Origin of the sequence: Clostridium sp. AF15-41, assembly GCF_003604095.1 — a bacterium.
GTDB lineage: Bacteria > Bacillota > Clostridia > Lachnospirales > Lachnospiraceae > Coprococcus.
Genome location: NZ_QTMQ01000008.1, coordinates 40,982 through 64,598, shown reverse-complemented (window position 1 = coordinate 64,598; position 23,617 = coordinate 40,982). Strand labels below are relative to the sequence as shown.

The 23,617-nt window shown below is 40.7% G+C and carries 17 protein-coding genes and 1 tRNA gene; 17 read left to right on the top strand and 1 reads right to left on the bottom strand.

Annotated elements, in window-relative coordinates; genetic code table 11:
* Nucleotides 1–22: 22 nt before the first annotated feature.
* The 3 genes from rpmI to DWW43_RS07240 all read left to right on the top strand — a co-directional run bounded on the left by rpmI (nt 23) and on the right by DWW43_RS07240 (nt 1,128).
* Nucleotides 23–220, top strand: coding sequence for a 50S ribosomal protein L35 (gene rpmI, locus DWW43_RS07250; RefSeq protein ID WP_008401518.1), 198 nt, complete (start codon nt 23–25; stop codon nt 218–220).
* 21 nt (nt 221–241) lie between these two features.
* A complete protein-coding gene (gene rplT, locus DWW43_RS07245) occupies nt 242–598 on the top strand; it encodes a 50S ribosomal protein L20 (RefSeq protein ID WP_008401519.1) in 357 nt (118 codons plus the stop codon).
* A gap of 224 nt (nt 599–822) precedes the next feature.
* A complete protein-coding gene (locus DWW43_RS07240; RefSeq protein WP_008401521.1) occupies nt 823–1,128 on the top strand; it encodes a hypothetical protein in 306 nt (101 codons plus the stop codon).
* 274 nt (nt 1,129–1,402) lie between these two features.
* Here the strand turns inward: DWW43_RS07240 and DWW43_RS07235 are convergent.
* Nucleotides 1,403–1,486, bottom strand: a tRNA-Leu gene (locus DWW43_RS07235).
* A gap of 403 nt (nt 1,487–1,889) precedes the next feature.
* Here DWW43_RS07235 and DWW43_RS07230 point away from each other — a divergent pair.
* The 14 genes from DWW43_RS07230 to DWW43_RS07165 all read left to right on the top strand — a co-directional run bounded on the left by DWW43_RS07230 (nt 1,890) and on the right by DWW43_RS07165 (nt 23,602).
* Nucleotides 1,890–2,915, top strand: coding sequence for a hypothetical protein (locus DWW43_RS07230; RefSeq protein ID WP_243104424.1), 1,026 nt, complete (start codon nt 1,890–1,892; stop codon nt 2,913–2,915).
* Nucleotides 2,912–5,290, top strand: a complete 2,379-nt coding sequence (locus DWW43_RS07225; RefSeq protein WP_119963160.1) for an efflux RND transporter periplasmic adaptor subunit — start codon at nt 2,912–2,914, stop codon at nt 5,288–5,290. Before DWW43_RS07230 ends, DWW43_RS07225 begins: the two co-directional genes overlap by 4 nt.
* 14 nt (nt 5,291–5,304) lie before the next feature.
* Nucleotides 5,305–8,124, top strand: coding sequence for an ABC transporter permease (locus tag DWW43_RS07220; RefSeq protein ID WP_119963159.1), 2,820 nt, complete (start codon nt 5,305–5,307; stop codon nt 8,122–8,124).
* 3 nt (nt 8,125–8,127) lie between these two features.
* On the top strand, nt 8,128–8,805 hold the full coding sequence (locus tag DWW43_RS07215) for an ABC transporter ATP-binding protein (RefSeq protein WP_119963158.1): 678 nt from the start codon (nt 8,128–8,130) through the stop codon (nt 8,803–8,805).
* Complete coding sequence (locus tag DWW43_RS07210) at nt 8,783–9,973, top strand: ABC transporter ATP-binding protein (protein ID WP_347475256.1); 1,191 nt, start codon at nt 8,783–8,785, stop codon at nt 9,971–9,973. The genes DWW43_RS07215 and DWW43_RS07210 overlap by 23 nt, the downstream gene beginning before the upstream one ends.
* Nucleotides 9,974–10,128: 155 nt before the next feature.
* Nucleotides 10,129–11,748, top strand: a complete 1,620-nt coding sequence (locus DWW43_RS07205) for a DUF6034 family protein (RefSeq protein ID WP_119963157.1) — start codon at nt 10,129–10,131, stop codon at nt 11,746–11,748.
* Nucleotides 11,749–12,014: 266 nt separating this feature from the next.
* Nucleotides 12,015–12,317, top strand: coding sequence for a metal-sensing transcriptional repressor (locus DWW43_RS07200; protein WP_008401532.1), 303 nt, complete (start codon nt 12,015–12,017; stop codon nt 12,315–12,317).
* 217 nt (nt 12,318–12,534) lie between these two features.
* Nucleotides 12,535–15,192, top strand: coding sequence for a heavy metal translocating P-type ATPase (locus DWW43_RS07195; RefSeq protein WP_119963196.1), 2,658 nt, complete (start codon nt 12,535–12,537; stop codon nt 15,190–15,192).
* A gap of 82 nt (nt 15,193–15,274) precedes the next feature.
* Entirely contained in the window at nt 15,275–16,804 is a 1,530-nt protein-coding gene (cls, locus tag DWW43_RS07190) for a cardiolipin synthase (RefSeq protein ID WP_119963156.1), read from the top strand.
* Between the two features lie 50 nt (nt 16,805–16,854).
* A complete protein-coding gene (locus DWW43_RS07185) occupies nt 16,855–18,504 on the top strand; it encodes an O-antigen ligase family protein (protein ID WP_119963155.1) in 1,650 nt (549 codons plus the stop codon).
* Nucleotides 18,505–18,718: 214 nt separating this feature from the next.
* Nucleotides 18,719–19,939 carry a tyrosine--tRNA ligase gene (gene tyrS / locus DWW43_RS07180; protein ID WP_021943639.1) on the top strand — a complete coding sequence of 407 codons (1,221 nt, stop codon included), beginning with the start codon at nt 18,719–18,721 and terminating at the stop codon, nt 19,937–19,939.
* A gap of 88 nt (nt 19,940–20,027) precedes the next feature.
* Nucleotides 20,028–22,136 (top strand): PTS transporter subunit IIABC, encoded by a 2,109-nt coding sequence (locus DWW43_RS07175; RefSeq protein WP_119963154.1) that lies wholly within the window; start codon nt 20,028–20,030, stop codon nt 22,134–22,136.
* 99 nt (nt 22,137–22,235) lie between these two features.
* Nucleotides 22,236–22,775: a CinA family protein gene (locus tag DWW43_RS07170; protein ID WP_119963153.1), complete on the top strand. Its 540-nt coding sequence runs from the start codon at nt 22,236–22,238 to the stop codon at nt 22,773–22,775.
* A gap of 53 nt (nt 22,776–22,828) precedes the next feature.
* Entirely contained in the window at nt 22,829–23,602 is a 774-nt protein-coding gene (locus DWW43_RS07165; RefSeq protein WP_133302406.1) for a hypothetical protein, read from the top strand.
* The last annotated feature ends 15 nt before the right edge of the window (nt 23,603–23,617 follow it).

The following is a 23,617-nucleotide window of genomic DNA, read 5'->3' as shown; positions in this document are numbered from 1 at the left end:
ATATTAAGGAGGAAATACACACATGGCTAAATTAAAGACAAAAAGAGCAGCAGCTAAGCGTTTCAAGAAAACAGCTAACGGCGGTCTTAAGAGAAGCAAGGCTTACAAGAGCCATATCTTAACAAAGAAGACAACTAAGAGAAAGAGAAATCTTAGAAAATTAACAATGACAGATTCAACAAATGAAAAGGTAATGAAGAAGATTTTACCTTATATCTAATAAATCAGGAGGAACTAGAGAATGGCAAGAGTAAAAGGCGGCGTTGGCGCTAAGAAAAAACATAACAGAACACTTAAGCTGGCTAAAGGTTACAGAGGAGCCAGATCAAAGCAGTATAGAGTAGCAAAGCAGTCAGTTATGAGAGCTTTAACAAGTTCATATGCTGGCAGAAAGCAGAGAAAGAGAGAATTCAGACAGTTATGGATCGCTCGTATCAATGCTGCTGCAAGAATGAATGATATTTCATACAGCAAATTAATGCACGGCTTAAAGCTTGCAGGTGTAGACATCAACAGAAAGATGCTTTCAGAGATGGCTATCAGTGATCCTGAAGGATTTGCGAAGCTTGTTGCTGTTGCAAAGGAAAAGCTTGCTTAATTTAATATAAGCAGATAAAAACAGATCATGATGATTTTCGGAAGAAGATGGTTATGGTCTGTTTTTGCGTTATCAGAAAGTTTGCCTTGACAAGTGATCCGTTATTTTAAAGATCATAAATAATAGGCGGACATCGACATAATTGCCTTTACATAGTTGTCCTGTTCATACTATAATAGAACTATATATTGAGCTAATTTATGGGACATGGAGGGTGACATATTATGTTTGTAGAACGAGTAACAAGAGAGCAGATGAAGATGTTTTTAGAGACATTCGCATGCTGCAGCGAACAGAAGAATCTGGTAATGAGATTGAATTATGCAGGAAAAGAGCCATATCTGGATGTGACCAGATACAGCAACGGAATGATGTACACAGACTCTTACTACGATTTTGACAGTACATATTGCAGTAATCTGTGGAACAAATTCCTTTATACACAGTTTACACATGAGTACTACAGTGCATTTAAGGCACATCTGTTAGAAGACGTAGAAAAGAAACTTACCAATATGATAAAAATTTGAGATGGAAAAATCCCTGATGTCGGAAGCTGTATCCGCGTCAGGGATTTTGTCTGTAGATATATCATTTATTCCGCAGAACGCTTTCACTCTGTTTCTTACATAACGGTACTAAACTCCCCCCTGACGGTGGATCGTTAAGGACCGATGTAAGAAAAGGTCTGCTACATAAAGATATATCTACAGACAAAATCTTGACATTAGAAGCAAAACTTCCGGCATCAGGCTTTTGTGGACATAAAAAAAGAAAACCTCAAAGGTTTTCTAAAAATAAAGATGCGGGAGATGGGACTTGAACCCACACGCCGTTTCCAGCACTAGATCCTTAGTCTAGCCTGTCTGCCAATTCCAGCACTCCCGCATGTCTTATTCCGTACGGCTTACCGCCGACGCAAGTAAGATAATACCACTGTGCTATATAAATGTCAACAAGTTTTTTCATTTTTTTTCAAAAAATTAAAACACACGCAGTATGACAGGACTTTTCACCACAAAATGGACATATTTATATGCTATACTACTTCCGATATGTATGTGCAAAAAGAAAATTATAAGATGCAAATATGATACATTTCTTTTTTATAATACCAAAGCAGAAGACTGTAATATTAAGTAATGACAATATTATACAGAAAACCTTAAGATTGTTTAATATGCTGATACATTGCTTGAATAAAGCAGGAAGACAGAGTAAAATTACAATGGTTTTTTCTTAAATAAAAATAAACAGATACATAATAATGATGTGTAATAAGGAGGAAACAATGCGAAAACATATAAAAAAGGGTATGACATATATATTATGTGCCAGCATGGTTGCAGCCCTTCTCAGTGGATGTAGCAGCAGGAAGGCAGAAAGCAGTAAGCCATCGATCCATATTGATGAATATACCAAGGTAGGATATGATACAGCTACAGTTCAGTCGGGTGACATTGCTCCTGTTCTGGAGTTAGATCTTTCCCCGGATAAATATGAAACAAAGTCATATAAAGTTCAACAGGATGATTATAAAGTTGAAAAAGTAAATGTGGCAAAAGGTGATCGTGTAAAAGCCGGTGATATCATGGTACAGTTTAAGGCAGATGAGATTCAGCAGACGATTGATGAATATACAGCAGAAAAGGAAGAAAAACAGCTTTTAATCGAACATTATCAGAAATTGATGCAGATTGATGGATCGGAAGATTATTCAGATGATATTGAAAGCCTGAAAGAAGATCTGACAATTGCAGATACATATATTAAAGAGCAGAATGAGAAGATGAAGGATTACTGCCTGATTGCGGAAAAGGACGGAACAGTGACCTATGTTGACGACAGTCTGGGATATGGATATGCAAATTCCGCGTCCAATTTGATAACGGTGGCATCAGGATCCTCAAATTATACAGTAACTACAGATGATACGTATGAATTTAAGGTTGGAGATGAATACGAGGCAGATTATGAGGTCGCAAAATACAATATGAAAGTTATTGATGTTAAGAAATATACAGATGATGCGACCGGAAAAGATATGCAAACAATCCTTTTTGAGCCTGTAGACAATATGGCAGGTATATCCGAAGATAATAAACTAACGATGACTATTCATAAACCGGTAATTAAAAATGTAGTATATGTTCCTGAAAAGGCAGTATGTGAAAAGTCAGAAGGCCAGTATTATGTATACACAATTAATGATGATGGTTATCGTTTGGCAGTAGATGTAACAGTTGGTGAGACCGTAGATGGATCCACGATTATTAAATCAGGATTAACAGCAGGAGAGCAGGTGACGATAAATTGAGAAAGATAAATATGAATTATAAAAGAAAATCTTACGGAGCCCGACTGGTAGCGTTATCTATGGCACTGATGTTGTGTGTGACTTCCTGTGGCAAGAAACCGGAGAAAGCACCCGAATTGTTGGATCCGGTATCGACCAATGAAGCATATCGTCCGGTATCAAAAGGAGATGTTGGTAAGAAAATCATAAAGAATGGTTCTGTAGTTCCAACGGATTATTGCTATTTCTATAAGTCCTCTGTGACAATTTCGAAGATCTATGTGAATGTCGGAGATTATGTTGAAAAAGGGACTGTACTTGCTGAAGCAGATGATGATGAGACCACATCAGGAATTGATGATTTAAAGGCTTCATTATCTACACAGGAGCAGACACACACTATTAATGAAAAGATATATGAGCAGACACAGAAAGAAAATGATTATAAGATAAAGGCCTGTGAAGAGGCAGGAGATACGGCAGGAGCCAAAGAATATCAGAGTGCAAAGGCTGTAAATGCAGAAAATAACCGCTATGATAATCTGCTGTATAAATATCAGGTGAAAAAACTTAATCAGCAGATTAAGGAAAAAGAATCACTTGCAACTGACAGTAAATTAGTGGCAAACCAGAGCGGTTATGTTACATATGCAAAGAATCTGTCAGGATCAGATGAAAACAGCGAAACTGCTGCAGGCGGTGAAAATGTTGTAATTATTTCAGATTATAACGATCCATATATTGAGATTACCGGAGAACAGATCACAAAAGACGGGTATGCGGCAGTTTATAATACAATGTATACGATGATCGACGGTAAACGATATGATCTGGAAGAATACAGTTATACCAACCAGGAGATTGCAGCAGCACAGAGTGCATCCAAGCTTCCATACGTCAGATTCAAACTAAAAGGTGCGGATAATAAGAAAATCCTGAAAACCGGAACTGTTACACCTCTTTATTTCAGTACTTCGGATGCATCTCAGGTTCTTGTTGTCGGAAACGATTCTCTGTATCAGGATGGAGATAAGAATTTCGTATATGTGAAGACAGAAAGCAGTGATAAAGAGAGACGTGATATTAAGATCGGTGCATCAGATGATAATTATACAGAAGTAGTAAGCGGCTTATCAGAGGGAGAGCTTGTTTATTACGATTCTGATTCGGCCATACCAAGCGATTACACAACGTATGATATCAAATTAAATAATTTCAAAAAAACAGGAACCAGCAGATCCTATAAGATGGTGGACACTAATCAGGTAACATATTCATCACCGGTAGAGGGTTATTTTACCAAATTTGATCTGGCAGAAGGACAGGAGGTCAAGAAAGGTGATCTGTTATTTACAGTTGACAGTGGTGGAGGAAGCGCAGAGCTTTTAGAGCTGAATGGTCAGATTACGGATGCAAAGACGGAATATGATTCTAATATATCAGGATATGAGGAACAGATTTCAGATCTCAGAAAACAGATCAACGAATATAAATCAGGTAAGAAAAAGCAGCAGGCAGCAACCCCGGGTGATGCAGATGGTGAAAATACCCTTTATATGGTTGAACAGTTGTCATGTCAGATAGAAGTAGCGAAATATAATGAACAGCTTGCAAAGATCAACTATAATGCAACTGTAAATCCGTTGATTGCAAAACGGGATAAGCTGAATGAGAATAATGACGGAAAAGGCAATATCAGTGTATATGCAGATAGTGATGGTGTTGTTCAGAATGTATATGTAAGTACCGGTTACCAGCTGCAGGAGGGCGACAAGGTTGTCAGTATAGGAAGTAATGAGTCTAAAATGATGTCTCTGTCGTTAAAGGATAACAGCGGAAACAGCAGAAGAAATAACAGCGGCGGCGATGATTCCGATGGCGGATCAGGCGATGCAAATGCAAAGCTTTTGATCAATCAGGAAATAACTTTGGTTAACCAGAAGGATGACAGCGATAAGTATACAGGAAGATGTATCGGAGCAACAGCGGATTCACAGAAAGCATATGTAACAACAATTGATGGTGAAGTATATGTAACAAGCAGTGCTTCATCAGATGAAACAAGATACTATATCAAGGTGGATGATGAAAAATTCTATGACTCACCAAAAGGCTATTTTGTAAATTATGCTCAGCTGTCACTCGACAGTATTGTAACGATTCCGCGAAACCTGGTCTATGAAGAGCAGAATAAGACATCCGGAAAACAATACAAATATGTATGGAAACTTGAAGGCGATGAAATCGTAAAACAATATGTTACTCTCGGAGATGAGACACAGACGGAAGTATGTATACTGACAGGACTTTCGGAAGGCGATGTTATTATCAAGAGTGCGATAGAGGACGAAGGTAAGAATACATCGAAGAAATCGAAGGATGATTCAGAGGAGTAGAAAGGAGAAGAGGAATGTTTAAATTTTTAGGACATAAGTTATTAAACAAGAAATGGCTCAATGCATGTCTTCTTCTTGGTATTGTACTTCTGGTTGCAGTAGCATCCTGTAATCCGATGTTCAAAAACGGTGCTATGGATATGACATTATCATCGAAATTTGACGCTGCGATAGAAGATAACAATGTATATTCGGCGGTGATCGGAAGAGGAGGATCCTGTGATACAAAGGAATATCCGGACTCAGATGCAGTAGAAGCAAGAGTAAGTGCTTATGAGAAAAAATGGCTCAGTTATATCGATGTACCGGTTTTAAGCAGACAGATCCGTATGTTTATTGAAGGGACATATGCAACGACCAGCCTCGGTTCCAGAAGATTTTTCAGTATTAACTATATGCCTGATATGGAGGAACATATCAATGTAGCATTTGGAGATGATCTGGAAAACGGAAAGGTAGAAGAAGGAACTTATCCGGTTTTGATGACACAGCAGGATATGGACACATATAATCTGGTCGTTGGTGAGGTAGTATCTATTGACAAGCTTACCGATTCGGATGGTAATACTTTGAAATGTACGATCGTTGGTATTTTTGAACCATCGGATGAAAGTGATATTTACTGGAAAGAGACTCCGGCAGATTTTGACAAAATGATGTTTACCGATAAGGCATCCTTTGATGAGATGATCCGGAAATATAATATACTTACTGTATATTATACGAATTCGGATATGCTTGATTATGCATATATCGATCATTCAAATGCAGCGGATATTCGTTATTACCTGAGTGCTTTTTCGAAGGCAGATGGTAATTTTACACAGAATTTCAGCAGTATCCTCGCAGAGTATCAGGATGATGCAACTTCTATAATGATCATCATATGGGTACTGGAGCTTCCGATCATTGTATTATTGCTGGCATTTATCTATATGGTATCCAGTCAGATACTTGAAATGGAAGATGGCGAGATCGCCATGTTGAAGAGCAGAGGTACAAGTACCAGACAGATCCTTGGAATATATTTCGGACAATCGGCAATTCTTTCAGGAATCGCAATTGTAATAGGTATTCCGATCGGTTATCTGTTATGTAAGTTATGTGCAAGTGCAACATCCTTCCTGAAATTTACGTTTGGTGATACTCATTTCTATAAACTGACATGGGGAATGTTGTTATACAGTTTCGTTGCAGCTTTGGTGGCAGTTCTGTTTGTGACACTTCCGGTTTTGAAATATGCAAAGAACTCGATCGTAGAACAAAAGAGCAAAATGGGCAAGATCAGTACCAAACCGTTCTGGGAGAAAGCATTTCTCGATGTGATCCTGGTAGCGGTATCGGTATATCTGCTGTACAACTACAATAAACAGAAAAGTGATATTGCACTTAATATTTTAGCCGGTAAGAAGCCGGATCCATTGATCTTCCTGAATTCCTCACTGTTTATTTTCGCGGTAGGTCTTCTGGTGCTTCGTCTGATTAAATATCTGATTAAGTTCATCTATTTCGTAGGTAAGAAGAAGTGGTCTCCGGCAGTATATGCGTCTTTCCTTCAGATTACAAGAACGGTTAAGAAACAGGGCTTTATCTCTGTATTTCTTGTAATGACGATCGCTATGGGTATGTTCAATTCGAATATGGCAAGAACGATCAATGAAAATAATCAGGAACGTATCGAATATAATATGGGAACGGATCTGATCTTGAAGGAACGCTGGAAAGCCGGTGCATATCTGGATAAGGATAAGCAGAGCCACTGGTATTATGAGGAACCGGATTATGAGAGATATACAGAAAGCCTTTCGGGTATTTGCTCCGATCTGACGCGTGTTATTTATGATGATAATGTATCAATTAACGTTGCCGGTTCAGAATTGTCAGGTTCTGTTATGATGGGTATTAATACAAAAGAATTTGGTGAGACCGCAGAATTGAAATCCGGTCTTAATGATAAACACTGGTTTAATTACCTGAACAGCATAGCGACTGTTTCAAATGGTGTAATTATTTCATCTAATCTGGCAAAAAAATATGATCTGTCGATCGGAGATAATATCAAGTATACGAGATACAGCGATATCAAAGGACGCGAAGATGTAGAGCTTGGTTCGGCAAGTGGTCCGATCTGTGCGATTGTTGATGCATGGCCGGGCTTCAATCAATATACATATGAAAAAGACAGCAGTGGTAAGATCGTCGAAAATGAGCGTTATCTGGTTGTTGCCAATTATGCATATGTAGTTGGATCATTTGGGTTGACACCATATCAGGTATGGGGAAGACTCACAGCAGGGCATGATTATAAAGAAGCCGTTAATGCAGTACAGAAGCAGGATATTCAGTTGAACAGTTATGAAAGTGTTGATCAGGATGTCAGAGACATGCTGGAATCCCCATTGGTTCTGATCACAAATGGTTTATTCTCATTGAGCTTTTTAGTTGCAGTCATTCTTTGTACGATCGGATTCCTGATCTACTGGATCACATCCATCAAGCAGAGAGAGCTTCTGTTTGGTATTTACCGTGCTATGGGTATGAGTATGCATGAGATCAATAAGATGCTGATCAATGAGCAGATGTTCAGCTCCGTACTTGCAAGTCTTGCCGGTTACGGAGTCGGAGCTGCAGCAACAGCACTGTTCGTAAAGCTGGTAGCTGTTGTATATTTGCCGGAGGCTCATAATATAGCGATAAGTATAACGGTTAATCTGTTTGATATTTTGAAACTGACAATCGTTATTGTAGTAATGTTTGTTATCTGTTTTATTGTTCTTCGTACAATATTAAAGAAGATGAACATTACACAGGCATTGAAGCTTGGGGAGGATTAAACTATGGATATGATTACTGCAAGAGGAATAAAACGATGCTTTACGGTTGGAAACGGCGAACCATTTTATGCTCTTAAGGGAATTGATCTGGATATTCCTGAAGGCAAGCTTGCAATATTAAAAGGTCGATCCGGTTCTGGTAAGACGACATTGTTAAATATACTGAGTGCTCTTGATGATGCAACGGAGGGACAGGTTATTATAGAAAATAATGACCTGTCAGAGATGTCTGTTGCGGATAAAGAGAAATTAAGACGATTTGATATTGGATTTGTATTTCAGTCGGTTGCGTTGATTCCGATCATGAATGCATACGAAAATGTTGATTTCGGACTCCGCTTGGCGGAGTATGAAGGCAATCGTGATTCACGAATTCGCGAAGTACTGGAGATGGTTGGACTGAGTTCCAGAATGTATCATATGCCAAATCAGATGTCCGGTGGTGAGCAGCAGCGTGTAGCTATAGCAAGGGCAGTTGCTCATAAGCCAAAAGTTATATTTGCAGATGAACCGACGGGAGCACTTGATACGGCTTCCGGATTGAATGTTATGCGGTTGTTCAAGGATCTGGTTGCAAAAGAGGGAATAACCATTGTTATGACGACCCACGATCCAAACCTGATGGAACTCGGAGATGTTGTATTTGAGATAGAGGATGGTGAGATCGTTGGCAAAGCATAGTGGATTATTTAAGAAGAAAGAAAAAAAGAATGTATCTGGGGCGGAGATGCTTGATTCTGTATCTACAGATGAGTACAATACAGATGTTCAACGGGATATGGAAGAACAGAAGAATGACAGCCTTACAGTCTTAGCTGATGATACAGCCGAAAAGCAGGAAACAGATACGGAAATGTATGAAACTGCAGAAAATGACGAGACAATGGAGAAGCCGGCAGCAGATGCTGAAACGGATACAGAAGCATCAGAGGCAGCTGGGACTGATACAGATTCTGTGGAATCTGATAATATCATTGATTGTGACAGTTTGGTTAAGATCTACAAGACAGATGAAGTTGAGGTTATGGCACTTCAGGGATTGGAGCTTACAATCAAAAAAGGTGAGCTGATGGCGGTTATCGGTAAATCCGGTAGCGGTAAATCAACGCTGTTAAATATGATCGGCGGTCTGGAACGTCCTACGGCGGGTAAGCTGTATGTAGATGGTAAGGATCTGTTTGCCATGACTGATAAGGAATTGGTGGAATACAGAAAGCATACGGTTGGTTTTGTATGGCAGAAGAATTCCAGAAACCTGCTTCCTTATATGACAGCACTTGAGAATGTTCAGGTTCCGATGTATTTTGACAAAGATAATAAAGCAGACAGAGAAAAGAAAGCATATGATCTGTTATGTAAAGTGGGATTGAAGGAAAAGGTGAATTCTTATCCGTCTCAGATGTCCGGTGGTGAGCAGCAGCGAGTTGCGATCGCGATCGCACTTGCAAATGACCCGAAGATACTTCTGGCAGATGAGCCGACAGGTGCAGTCGATTCCAAGACATCGGATATGATACAGGATCTGTTCCGGAAACTGAATGAGGAGCTTGGTATTACGGTTATCATAGTAACACATGATATCAGTCTGGCAAATAAGGTAAGCCGAGTGGTTATGATCGCTGATGGCAAGATCAGTACAGAGAAGATTATGAAAGAGGACTATCGGAAAAGAATTAATGACATGGAAGGCGTTAATTTCAACGGATCAGATTCTCATGAGGAATATTCAGTTCTGGATAAAGCGCATCGTGTTCAGATCAGTGATGATATTCTGGAGGCAGCAGGAATTGACACAAATAAAGTAAAGATTCAGGTTGTTGACGGAAAAGTTGTAATATCAAAAGAATAAAAATAATTGAAATAAAGGCGAAAATATTGTGTGTTCACAGTATTTTCGTTTTTTTATGCGTGTTTTTTCTTGCTATTAAATATTCACTCGATTATAATAACCTTGTTTAATTGAATAAAATCAGTGTATAGTCTGAAAATTTCTAGGAGGAAATCATGAGAAAGAAAAAGTTCACAAAAATGACAGCTCTGCTTTTAGTAACAGCATTGTCAGCAGCAACCGTTTTTTCCGGCTGTAATAAAAAGGTGGATTATGATGTGGATGGAGACGGCAGCAGTGAAAACAGTGGTTCGGGAGATAGTGGTGCGCTTGCTTCACGTCTGGGAATTCCTGAATCTTATGAGGGAGATATTGAGGTCGGTGATTCCGGATTAAAGAGTATTAAGATAAAAGATGACGATATAAGTATTCCGTCATCTGACAGTATGTCCATCATTAACTATAAAAGTAATACATTTGATAATGCATATAAGCAGAAAGTTTGCGAGGCAGTGTTTGATAAATCAAAAGGAATCTATGTATATGACTGGGAACATCAGACAAAGAGTGATCTTCAGTCGCAGATTGACTCCTTTCAGGCAATGTTAGAAGAGGCAAAGGCATCGGGAGACACAGAGACGGAGAGCTATTGTAATGAATATATATCTTATCTGGAAGATGAGATGACGAATGCAACAGACGAACGTACAGGTGCGGGTGATTACAGTGCAACAGATTTTATAGGTAATATCGGTGATTATGAATATATGCTTTCATTTTCAGATTCGGAAGAGGGTCTGGGAGCAAATTTTGAATTGTCCTATTATCCGTCCGAAGGACTTATAAATTATAAGCCACATGAGGGCGCTACATATGTTTATGCATATGATGCGCAGTATGGTGATGAAGATGTAGATGAAAGTATGCCGAACAGCTGTACATTTACACAGGACGAGGCAGTTTCTCTTGCACAGGAATTCCTGAGCAGCTGTGGTATTGATGATGTGATCCCTACATATACATCCCAGCTTTTATGGGAATATTACGATACCTCATATGACGTTGTAGCGACAGAATACGACGGATATATCATGACATTTGGACGTTCGGTAAATGGTACTGCACCATATAGTGCGGATCTGTCCATGGTAGATTCCCTTTCATCCGATGATGATGTCTGGTATGATTCAACATCTGAGACATTTACGATACAGGTTGATTCAAACGGAGTGATCAATGCAAGCTGTTATCCGCTTCTTGCACCGACAGGAGATGAGCAGAAGAATGTAGAACTGATGAGCTGGAAAGATCTGTTAAGTGCATTGAATAAGAATGTACCGGCATACTATACAGAAAATAAGACTTCTTATAATGATATTGAATATAACGATGTAAGACTTACGTATTATTGCATGAAGGATGAATCGCAGGAGAATATATATCAATATGTACCGGTATGGATATTCGCACAGGCAGATGAAGAAGATGGAACTTACGATTATGATTATCCGGTACAGGCAATCATGGTAAATGCAGTTGACGGAACGATATATGATCTGAAAGAGGTTCTTCAGAGTACAGATGCATCCGCTTATTATGATGATACGATGGACAGCACTTATACCATTGGCGGAGAAGAAGACGGATCAGATGAATATGATGATGACACCATTATAGGTGGAGATGATGGTTCAGACGATACAGATATCGATTCAAGTGATGTAGATAATGAGAAAGACAGCTCAGATATTGATACACTGGAAAGTAACGATGATGCCATTGTCGATGTAGAATAAAGAACGAAGTAATCAGGGCTATAATAATTAAGAATAGAACAGAGAGTTTGATAGAAGATATCAGATTCTCTGTTTTTATTTTACAGGAAAGAGCCGCTGGTGACTCTTTTTTATAATTGCAATATTTTATCATTAGCTGACTTGACAAAATACCCCTATGGGGTATATAAAATATATCGTATAAATAACCTGATGGCTGATAAGATACAGTCTGATATTTATAAATAGATGAATTTGCATAACAGATCAGAAAGGAGCAAACAGGAATGGAAGAACCATGTTGCCATTGTCATAAAACAAAACAGAGAACAGAAGGTGAATATAAGAAGCTGATGAACCGGCTGAATCGGATCGAAGGTCAGATCCGTGGAATCAAGGGGATGCTGGAAAAGGATGCATATTGTACGGATATATTAGTACAGGTTGCTGCTGTCAATTCTGCATTGAACAGCTTTAATAAGGAACTTCTCGCAGAGCATATCCGAACCTGCGTGATCGAGGATATCAAAGCAGGAAAAGAGGATACAGTGGATGATCTGGTTGATACTATTAAAAAATTAATGAAATAAATACATAGAGATGTTTCAGCCGGAAAGGATAATATATTCGTATGATTGTTTCGATCTGAAACATAATAAAAATTATAATGAACGCAAAATTATTTGCTCGCAAGAATGCTGATTTTGCGGAATGCATAGAATGTGCGAAGCACATGATATAATGAACGCAAAATTATTTGCTTGCAAGGATGCTGATTTTGCGGAATGCATAGAATGTATGAAGCACATGATAAAAAAGCTTGATAAGAAGGTGAATGATTTGGATAAATATAACGTAACAGGAATGAGCTGTAGTGCCTGCAGCGCAAGTGTAGAAAAGGCAGTAAAGAAAGTGAAAGGGATTGACAGTTGTACAGTCAGTCTGCTTACAAATTCGATGACGGTAGAAGGAAAGGCTGATCCAAAAGCAGTTATCGAAGCAGTAGAGAAGGCAGGATACGGAGCCAGTCTGATGACAGGAGAAGACCGGAAGGATGCCGGGAAGAAGCAGGCGATGGATGCAGATGAACTGGATAATCATGCAGCTCTGCACAAGATGAAGGTCCGGCTGATCGCATCTATCGTTATGTTAATTCCGCTGATGTACATTTCCATGGGACATATGATGTGGGGATGGCCGCTTCCGGCGATCATCAGTGATAACCATGTCGCTATGGGACTGATCCAGATGTTATTTGCAATTGCGATCATGGTTGTAAACCAGAAGTTTTTTATTAATGGATTTAAAGGTGTGATCCATGGAGCACCGGGTATGGATACATTAGTAGCACTTGGCTCAGGTGCTTCCTTTATTTACAGCACATATGTATTATTTGCAATGACAGATGCTGTGATGAGACAGGATAACGATCGTGTTATGACCTTGATGCATGATTTTTATTTTGAATCGGCAGCGATGATTCTTGCACTTATAACGGTTGGTAAGACTCTCGAGGAATATTCCAAAGGACGTACGACAGATGCCTTAAAGGGATTAATGAAGCTTGCACCCAAAACAGCCATTGTTCTTCGTGGTGAAGAAGAACAGGAAGTCGCTGCCGAGGATGTGACAGTCGGAGATGTATTTATCGTCCGTCCGGGTTCCAGTGTTCCGGTAGATGGTGTGGTTATAGAAGGAAACAGTGCGGTTGATGAGTCTGCTTTATCCGGTGAGAGCCTTCCGGTTGATAAAGCTGAGGGAGATAAGGTATCTGCCGCAACGATCAATAAATCCGGTTATCTGAAATGTCGGGCTACCAGAGTCGGTACAGATACGACCTTATCCCAGATCATTGAGATGGTCAGTGATGCAGCAGCAACAAAAGCTCCAATCGCAAAGATCGCAGATAAGGTATCCGGTATTTTTGTTCCGGCTGTATTGATCTGTTCTCTGATCACTATTATTGTATGGATCATTGCAGGAGAGAGCACAGGATTTGTACTTGCCAGAGGGATATCGGTGCTTGTGATCAGTTGTCCGTGTGCACTTGGACTTGCAACGCCGGTTGCCGTAATGGTAGGTAATGGTGTCGGAGCAAAACAGGGTATCTTATTTAAGAATGCAGCGGCACTTGAGATGACAGGAAAAACAGATGTGGTTGTACTGGATAAGACAGGAACGATCACAAACGGAACGCCGGAAGTGGTAGATGTAGTTCCGGGAAATGGATACAGTGAGACAGACCTGCTTACCTTTGCAGCAAGTCTGGAGCAGTACAGTGAGCATCCAATCGGCAAAGCCATTATGGAATATGTCGGACAGAAGGGAATTAAGCCACAGAAAATCGAAGATTTTCAGGTGCTTCCGGGAAATGGACTCCGCTGTAGATTAAGCAGTGGGGCGGCTTCACAGAATGAAAGTGTATTTTATGCAGGACAGAACCATTCTCAGATATCAGATCATATTTTGCTGGGAGGAAATGAAAAATTCATCAGCCGGTATGTAACCTTATCCGAGACGGATAAGACACTGGCAGAAGAATTAGCCTCACAGGGTAAGACGCCGATCTATCTGGCAATCGATGAGAATAAACTGATCGGTATCCTTGCAGTTGCAGATACAATCAAAGATGATGGAATCCTTGCGATCAAAGAATTAAAAGAGATGAATTATTCAGTTGTTATGTTAACCGGAGATAATGCAAAGACAGCAGAAGCAATCGGTAAACAGGCAGGTGTTGACCGAGTGATCGCTGATGTACTGCCGGATGGAAAAGAAGCGGTAGTAAGAGAACTGATGAAGGAGCACCGTGTGATCATGGTTGGTGACGGCATTAATGATGCCCCGGCATTAACCCGTGCGGATATCGGTATGGCGATCGGAGCCGGAACCGATGTTGCGATCGATGCGGCAGATGTGGTACTGATGCGGGAAGGTCTTCGAACCGTTCCTGCAGCGATCCGGTTAAGTATGGCAACGATACGAAATATCAAAGAGAACCTGTTCTGGGCATTTATTTATAACATTATCGGAATACCGCTTGCCGCAGGTGTCTGGTATCCGATGTTTGGCTGGAAATTAAACCCGATGTTTGGAGCATTTGCCATGAGCCTTTCCAGTTTTTGTGTAGTAATGAATGCATTACGGTTGAATTTTGTGAAGATATATGTTAATAATAGTAAATACAGAATACACCAAAAAATGGTATCAAAAAATGTTGAGGGAAATAATAAGATAGAAAAGGAGACTGGTACGATGAATAAGACGGTGTATATAGAAGGAATGATGTGCGGACACTGCGAGGCAAGAGTGAAGAAAGCATTTGAGGCACTTCCACAGGTAACAGAAGCGGAGGTCAGCCATGAGAAGAAGCAGGCGGTGCTTACTTTAAGTGGCGAGTTATCCGATAAAGAGATTAAGAATACAGTGAAGGAAGCCGGATATAAGGTAACTTCGATCAAGTAAAATAGAGATACGGGATAAAAGATAAAATGGCAGGGCACGGTTTACTGTGTCCTGTCATAAATTAATAAGAAGGAAATTGTCTATGAAGAAACTATTGAACAAGTTATTTAGTCGAATGGTAATTACATGTCTGCTGGTAGCGGCGCAGTTGATCTTCTTTATGGTAGAAGTATTCAAGCTGCAGCAATACTATGTATTGGTGGCGGCTATTCTGCATTTGTTAAGTTTTATAGCTGTGATGCATCTGTTATTAAAGGATGTGAATCCGTCAATTAAACTGGCATGGATCGTTCCGATCCTGATGTTTCCGGTTCTCGGTGGTCTGCTTTATCTGCTCTACGGACATATCATTATGCCGAAGAAGTTAGAGAAATACATGAAGCATGCGGCAGAATGGGATTATGAGACGGATCTGTATGCGAATATGGCATATTTTAGTGATGTGATAAAAGGGCAGCAGCCATATCGGTTGTTCAAATATACAGAAGATTATGCAGGTTCGCTTGTATATCAGAATACGGATGTCCGGTATTATCCGATGGGTGAAGATGTCTGGCCGGATTTTGTTGATGATCTGAAAGAGGCAAAGAAGTATATTTTCCTTGAATACTTTATTATTAATCCGGGTGAAATGTGGGATACGGTTCTTGACATCCTAAAAGAGAAAGTAAAAGAGGGCGTGGAAGTCCGTCTGATCTATGATGACATCGGCTCAGTCTTTTATGTGCCAAAGTATTACTGGCGTGAGATGGGAAGCTATGGGATCAAATGTATGGCATTTAATCAGGTGGTTCCATTTCTGGCAACGATCTTTAATAACAGGGATCATCGGAAAATCGCGGTTATGGATGGTAAGGTTGCCTATACCGGCGGCTTTAATCTGTCCGATGAGTATATAAATAAGAAAGCGCCTTATGGCAAATGGAAGGATAATGGTATCCGTATGGAAGGTGATGCTGCATGGCGTTTTACAATCCTGTTTTTACAGCTGTGGAACAGTATCCGAAATGAAGATAAGCATATCTTAAGCTATCGTCCAACAGAGCAGAAGAAACATTTGAACGATGGATATCTTCAACCATATACGACAAATCCGCTCAAGAAAGAGCCGATTGGCGAGAACATATATATGCAGATGATCAATGACGCAAGAGAGTATGTATATATCTTTACACCATATCTGATTGTATGCAATGAGATGATGACAGCATTAAAGCTTGCGGCAAAGAGAGGCATCGACGTCCGAATCGTAACACCGGCGATTCCGGATAAGAAGATGATCTTTCGTATGACACAGTCGAGCTACAAAGAGCTGCTTCGTGCCGGCGTGAAGATCTATCAGTACACACCGGGATTTATCCATTCCAAATGTATCCTGACGGATGATAATCTGACATCGATCGGTTCTATCAATATGGATAACCGAAGTTTTTATCATCATTTTGAATGCGGTGTATTGGTATATGATTCCAGTATCATTGCAGAAGTGAAGTATGATATGCTTTCAACGATGAAGGAATCAGAGGAGATCACGCTGGACTGGTGTAAGGAGCATATGTCCAGAATTACACTGGTGGATGCCTTCCTCAGACTGTTATCGCCGCTGCTTTAAACAGAATTGGAAATAAATGAAAAATGCTTTTGTAGAATGGATATAAAAATATGGGAAAAGTAGATCAGAAGAACAAAAGAGGAGATATTTATAAGATAACGGATGCAGTGATCCATCTGTATCTGGTCTATATGTTTGCGATTTTTCCTCTGGTTCTGCATGATGGATATAAAGATATTACCATAACAAAATATAATTTTTTTAAGAACGGTGTTCTGGCACTTCTTATAATCATGGCACTGCTTCTGGTTCTGTATCTGACAGATCGTTCGGGAAATACGGGTCATCCGGGAAGTGATAGGGCAGTATCAAAAAAACATACCATACTGGCATCGGATGTCTTTATGGTTTTGTTTTTGATTGCAGGATTTTTTGCTTTTTTAGCAGCAAAGGATCGGATGGCGGCATTCACCGGGGAATTGGGAAGAAGATGCGGTTTCGCATTTTTGCTTCTCGTCGGAGCAGCCTATATCTGCGTGGCAGTAGGATGCAGCGTGAAAGAATGGATCTATCCGGTATTTGCCTGTGTGAGTGGACTTACATATCTGATGAGTATTCTGCAGCATCTGGAGATTGATCTGTTTCATCTGTATGCGTCGATTCGATTTGACCAGAGACCGATGTTTATATCGACATTTGGCAATATTAATATGTACGCAAGTTTTCTCTGCCTGACGATCCCGTTATTTATGGCGGCAGGCATGTATGCAGACAAATGCTGGAAGCGTGTGTTATATACACTCGTTTTGTTCCTTGGAGGAATGGCAGTTATTGCCGCAAATAGTGATGTAGCTTATATTGGTATCGGAGTACCGATGGTGGTGCTGTTATTAGCAGGGATAAGAAATCGGGTAAAGACATATGATGATCGTATGGTGATCGGACAAAATTCCACCTGTGACCCGTTTTTAGGTTGGTTTATAGGATATGCCGGTATCGTTCTTGGTTATACGGTGATGGCATTTCTTACGACCGGAACCGGAAAGGGATACGATAAGCTGACAGGGCTTGCAAAGCTGGTGGATCATCGCCTGATTTTAACAATTGAATCTATAGTGTTGGTGATAGGCAGTCTGCTCTACGGATGGGGCAGTAGAAAAAAGGCAGATTGTGTAGTTTCCCAAAAGAAAGGTTTAAGGTCTGTTAAGGATAAAAAGCAGGCATCTACAATGAAATGTTGGAAGGTAATATTTTGGAGCGTGGTTGGGATATTGATTCTTACTGCATTTGTAACAGTGGTAACAGGAGTCGGCAACCAGTGGGAGATATTTACCTTTGACGATGAATGGGGCAATTACCGGGGATATGTCTGGAACAGACTTTTCCGGATTTATCAGGATCTTCCATTTGTGAATAAGGTATTTGGTACGGGAAATGAGAGTATCTATACATTGATGTCCGCAAGGTACAGTGATGAGATGATAGAAGTGACAGGAACAGTCTATGACAGTGCACATAATGAATATCTGCAATATCTGGTAACTATGGGTATCGTTGGTCTTATCACATACCTTGGGCTTATCATTACGTCCATTGTGAATGGAGTGAAGCTGGTAAAGGAAAATCCTTTATGTATGCCGCTTCTTGCAGGCATGATAGGATATGTCGTACAGGCATTTGTAAATGTGGAACAGCCGATCACGACACCGTTTTTATTCCTGTTTCTTGCGCTTATGGCAGGAATGAGAAGGAGAAGTTGACAGGAGTTAATGGGATTGTGGAAGTACAGGCTTGTCAAAGTGTTATATTTCGTTGTATAATCACAAAGTATGTGTACTATAGATGAAACAACTGCCGGAAAGTGGTCGAAGACATATATTTTGCCGGTAGCCGGTTGGACACAGAATAAAAAGTAGATAATAATTATGATATAAAAGGTCAGCATCTAAGCAGATGCTGTTACAGGAGGAAAAAATGAAGGTTTATGATGAGTTAGTGGCAAGAGGATTGATTGCCCAGACAACAGATGAAGAAGAAATTAAAGAGCTGGTAAATAACGGAAAAGCTGTTTTCTATATAGGATTTGACCCAACCGCAGACAGTCTTCATGTAGGACATTTCATGGCACTTTGTCTGATGAAACGTTTACAGATGGCGGGTAATAAGCCGATTGCCCTTATCGGTGGCGGTACAGCTATGATCGGTGATCCATCCGGACGTACCGATATGAGACAGATGATGACAACAGAAACGATCGCTCATAACGTAGAATGCTTCAAGAAGCAGATGAGCCGTTTTATTGATTTCTCAGAAGGCAAAGCACTTCTTGTAAATAATGCAGACTGGTTACTTGACCTGAACTATGTAGATGTTCTTCGTGAGGTTGGCCCTCATTTCTCAGTTAACAACATGCTTCGTGCAGAGTGCTACAAGCAGAGAATGGAGAAGGGCTTAAGCTTCTTAGAGTTCAACTACATGATCATGCAGAGCTACGATTTCTATGAGTTATTCCAGAAATATGGATGTAATATGCAGTTCGGTGGTGATGACCAGTGGAGCAACATGCTTGGTGGTACAGAGCTGATCCGTAGAAAGCTTGGCAAGGATGCATATGCCATGACGATCACCCTGCTTCTGAACTCAGAGGGCAAGAAGATGGGTAAGACACAGAAGGGTGCTGTATGGCTTGATCCAAACAAGACATCACCATTTGAGTTCTACCAGTACTGGAGAAATGTTGCAGATGCCGATGTATTAAAATGTATCCGTATGCTGACCTTCCTTCCACTGGAAGAGATCGACAAGATGGACAGCTGGGAAGGCAGTCAGTTAAATACAGCAAAAGAGATCCTTGCATTTGAACTTACAAAGCTGGTTCATGGCGAAGAAGAAGCAGTAAAGGCACAGGAGAGTGCAAGAGCATTATTCTCCCAGGGTGTTGCTGCTGATATGCCATCTGTTACATTGTCAGCCGATGATTTCAAGGATGGTGCGATCGATATCGTATCCGTACTTGTAAAGTCCGGTCTGGTATCCTCCAGAAATGAAGGAAGACGTGCGGTAGAGCAGGGCGGCGTTGCTGTTGATGGTGACAAGATACCTGATATCTCAGTTACAATCCCGGAAGAGAAGTTTGATGGAGACGGAATCGTTGTAAGACGTGGTAAGAAGAACTTCCGTAAGGTAAGTAAATAAGGTTAAATATAAAATAAGAGAATGATTCTCCCTGTTTTGCAAATACTAGTTCGTATGAATATGTATCTATGAAACAGGGAGATTTTTTATGAAAGATAAAATATTTGGAATATTACAACGAGTTGGACGGTCGTTTATGCTTCCGATTGCGATCCTGCCGGTGGCAGGACTGCTGCTTGGAATCGGAAGCTCATTTACCAATGAAACCATGCTTGAAACATATGGGCTGATGCGGATCCTTGGGCCGGGAACGATATTTGCTGCTGTATTTGGGGTAATGAGTGAGGCAGGAAATGTGGTATTTGCCAATTTGCCAATCCTGTTTGCCATGGGTGTGGCGATCGGTATGGCAAAAAAGGAGAAGGAAGTTGCTGCGCTATCAGCGGCTATTGCATTCTTTATCATGCATGCATCGATCAATGCGCTGATCACGATAAATGGTGGTACGGAAGCAATGCTTGCAGGAGCGGTTACTTCTGTCTGCGGTATCACATCTTTGCAAATGGGTGTATTTGGCGGTATCCTGGTAGGACTTGGTGTGGCTGCCCTGCATAACCGCTTTTATAAGATTGAACTGCCGCAGGTGTTGTCTTTCTTTGGTGGTTCCAGATTCGTTCCGATCATATCAGCATTGGTATATACCGGAGTTGGTATTTTGATGTTCTTTATCTGGCCGGCAATCCAGAAAGGCATCTATACCATAGGTGATCTGGTTTTAAATTCCGGCTATGCAGGAACCTGGGTATATGGATTTATGGAACGTCTTCTGATACCATTTGGCCTGCATCATGTGTTCTATCTGCCATTCTGGCAGACTGCGGTCGGAGGAACGCTGGAGGTTGGTGGGCGTGTTGTAGAAGGAGCACAGAATATCTTCTTTGCACAGCTTGCAGATCCATCCGTTACAAAGTATGCGGTATCAGCCACCAGATTTATGTCCGGTAAATTCCCGCTTATGATATTTGGTCTGCCGGGAGCTGCTCTTGCTATGTATAAAACAGCAGCACCGGAGAAACGGAAGGCAGCAGGCGGACTGCTTCTTTCCGCAGCCCTTACAGCCATGATCACAGGTATTACAGAGCCGCTGGAATTCACATTTTTATTTGTCGCACCGGCTCTGTATGGAATCCATTGTATTCTGGCAGGCTTTGCCTATATGCTGATGCATGTATTTGAAGTCGGTGTGGGAATGACCTTCTCCGGCGGTCTGATCGATCTTACCCTGTTCGGCATCATGCAGGGAAATGCAAAGACTAACTGGATCTGGATCGTTATTGTCGGTATCGGTTATTTTATCGTATATTATGTATTGTTCTATCATCTGATCCGGCGGTTTGATCTGAAAACACCGGGTAGAGATAACAATGACGAAGTGAAATTATATCGTCGAAGTGATATGGATGCCAGAAAGCATGGAGAAAATGCCGGAGAGCAGGGATCAGACAATGACCGGAATATGGATGTTTTCCGGAATCACAGCCCACAGATGGAGACTTCCAGACTGATCTGTGAAGGACTCGGCGGCAAGGCCAATATATCGGATGTTGACTGCTGCGCAACCAGACTTCGTTGTACGGTATATGATGCAGCTCTTGTAAAAGAAGATGTTCTCCGGGCAAGCGGAGCATCCGGCGTGGTGAAAAAAGGATATGGCGTACAGGTCATCTATGGCCCGAAGGTGTCTGTGATCAAATCCAATCTGGAAGATTATCTGGAAGGGTATGATGAGAAGGTGGTTATTGCAGTATCTATATTGAGTCCGGTTACAGGAGAGGTTTTTGAATTATCGAGTGTGCCGGATGAGGCATTTTCCAGTGGAATGATGGGCGATGGAATCGCTGTATTGCCAACGGATCCTGAAATAACCGCGCCTGTTGCTGGAACGATTGCTTTTGTCTTCGACACGAAGCATGCCATAGGGCTGGTAACGGAACAGGGAATCGGTGTGATGATCCATATTGGAATCGATACGGTAAAGCTAAATGGCAAAGGCTTTGACGTACTGGTTGAGACCGGACAGATAGTGTCTGCCGGACAGCCGGTCATGCGGCTGGATCTTCCTTATCTGAAGAAGCATGCGCCATCCTTAATATCCCCTGTCATTATAACAGAGCTCCCGGATGGCTATAAACTGCGTCCGGTAAAGACCGGAAAGGTGAAGAACGACGAGGAGCTCCTGGTGGTGGAGAAGAGATAAGATAAATAGAAATGACAGAAGGATTTCCACTTGTGGAAATCCTTTTGTGAATATATTATAATAATAAATAGATTAAAGGCAACAAAGGCGGAAGGATAAATGGCAGGAAAAAAACTGGATGAACAGATGGAAAAGACAATACGGAATAATTACAGACGATTGACAGGCTGTCTGATCGACAGGAAAATGACGATCACAACCATGGAAAGTATCACCTGCGGGCAGATTGCTTCCATGATCACAGATACTGAAGGGGCATCTGCAATATTAAAAGGAGCATTTGTAACCTATTCCAACGAAGCAAAGATCATGCAGGGTGTTCCGGAAGCGGTGATAGAAACCTATGGTGTATATTCCAAAGAAACAGCGCGGGCAATGGCGGAAGCCTGTAAACAGGCATATCGTGCAGACATTGGAATCGGTATTACCGGTACAACGGGAAATATTGATCCAAACAATCAGGATAGTGTACCGGGAGAAGTATATTATGCAGTGGCTGTTTCGGATACGATCATCGATGGATATTTCCAGATGGGAGAACAGGATTCCAGACTGTATTATAAACTTTATGCCGCAGAGAAGGTGGCAGAAACGCTTGGGGAAGTGCTTGGGGTTGAAATAGAAGCGGTTCTTGCCTGATGGTGTGACGAATATATTGTTGGAGAAATATATAAGATATGGGGGATGAAGATATGAAAAAGAAATTAATGGGGTTGATTATATGTTTAATAGGATTTGGAATGGGCTTTCTGTCCTTACTGTATTCCAATGAGGCTGTGCAGTCCCTTGAAGAATGTACGCGAAAAGTAGTTAATCCAAGCATAAAAGATAAAAAGGACTGGATATTTTCCTCAATTGGGAATATAGGAATTGTGCTATTGATCGTTGCTGTAATAACAGCAATTGTGCTGGCAGTTATCCGTTTTTTTGCTAATTCAAAATGTATGCAGTCGGCAATCACAATAGGACAGTTTGTAACAGATGTCATTTTATCGTTGTATATTACGGAGGTAATTATATATTACCGCAATCAGTTGCAGCAGGAACGTTTTTATACAACCATGGGAGATTCTGTACATATTGGAGTGTATATATTAGAATATGCGGTATTCTATATTTGTATATCCATCTTGTTCAACCGATCTGTTGAAAAAATAATACGAAAGCCTAAAAAGGACTGCAGACTATCCATATGGCAGGTAAAGAATGAACAGGAATTTATGGAAATAAAGGAACTGGTGCATAGGGAACATTTTAACGATTGTTATGGATATATGAAATATCGTGAGGAACCGTTGGCTTCGATGCAGTTTTATGTGATCAGTGAGATGAATTGGTCAGGAAATCAGGAAGTAGCACAGTGGAAGTATTATTCAAATGGTGACTTTATAGACCTGGATGATACAGAACTCAGAACCAAACTGCTAGTAGCAAAAAATGCTGAAAATATAAGCTGGCAGTTATAGGATAAAAAAGTGAGT

What these genes read in the sequence shown, in the direction of transcription:
- DWW43_RS07215 (WP_119963158.1), top strand. Translation starts at nt 8,128, where the DNA reads ATGGATATGATTACTGCAAGAGGAATAAAACGATGCTTTACGGTTGGA.
- rplT (WP_008401519.1), top strand. Translation starts at nt 242, where the DNA reads ATGGCAAGAGTAAAAGGCGGCGTTGGCGCTAAGAAAAAACATAACAGA.
- DWW43_RS07175 (WP_119963154.1), top strand. Translation starts at nt 20,028, where the DNA reads ATGAAAGATAAAATATTTGGAATATTACAACGAGTTGGACGGTCGTTT.
- cls (WP_119963156.1), top strand. Translation starts at nt 15,275, where the DNA reads ATGAAGAAACTATTGAACAAGTTATTTAGTCGAATGGTAATTACATGT.
- DWW43_RS07165 (WP_133302406.1), top strand. Translation starts at nt 22,829, where the DNA reads ATGAAAAAGAAATTAATGGGGTTGATTATATGTTTAATAGGATTTGGA.
- rpmI (WP_008401518.1), top strand. Translation starts at nt 23, where the DNA reads ATGGCTAAATTAAAGACAAAAAGAGCAGCAGCTAAGCGTTTCAAGAAA.
- DWW43_RS07200 (WP_008401532.1), top strand. Translation starts at nt 12,015, where the DNA reads ATGGAAGAACCATGTTGCCATTGTCATAAAACAAAACAGAGAACAGAA.
- DWW43_RS07230 (WP_243104424.1), top strand. Translation starts at nt 1,890, where the DNA reads ATGCGAAAACATATAAAAAAGGGTATGACATATATATTATGTGCCAGC.
- DWW43_RS07240 (WP_008401521.1), top strand. Translation starts at nt 823, where the DNA reads ATGTTTGTAGAACGAGTAACAAGAGAGCAGATGAAGATGTTTTTAGAG.
- DWW43_RS07170 (WP_119963153.1), top strand. Translation starts at nt 22,236, where the DNA reads ATGGCAGGAAAAAAACTGGATGAACAGATGGAAAAGACAATACGGAAT.
- DWW43_RS07185 (WP_119963155.1), top strand. Translation starts at nt 16,855, where the DNA reads ATGGGAAAAGTAGATCAGAAGAACAAAAGAGGAGATATTTATAAGATA.
- tyrS (WP_021943639.1), top strand. Translation starts at nt 18,719, where the DNA reads ATGAAGGTTTATGATGAGTTAGTGGCAAGAGGATTGATTGCCCAGACA.
- DWW43_RS07205 (WP_119963157.1), top strand. Translation starts at nt 10,129, where the DNA reads ATGAGAAAGAAAAAGTTCACAAAAATGACAGCTCTGCTTTTAGTAACA.
- DWW43_RS07195 (WP_119963196.1), top strand. Translation starts at nt 12,535, where the DNA reads ATGATAAAAAAGCTTGATAAGAAGGTGAATGATTTGGATAAATATAAC.
- DWW43_RS07220 (WP_119963159.1), top strand. Translation starts at nt 5,305, where the DNA reads ATGTTTAAATTTTTAGGACATAAGTTATTAAACAAGAAATGGCTCAAT.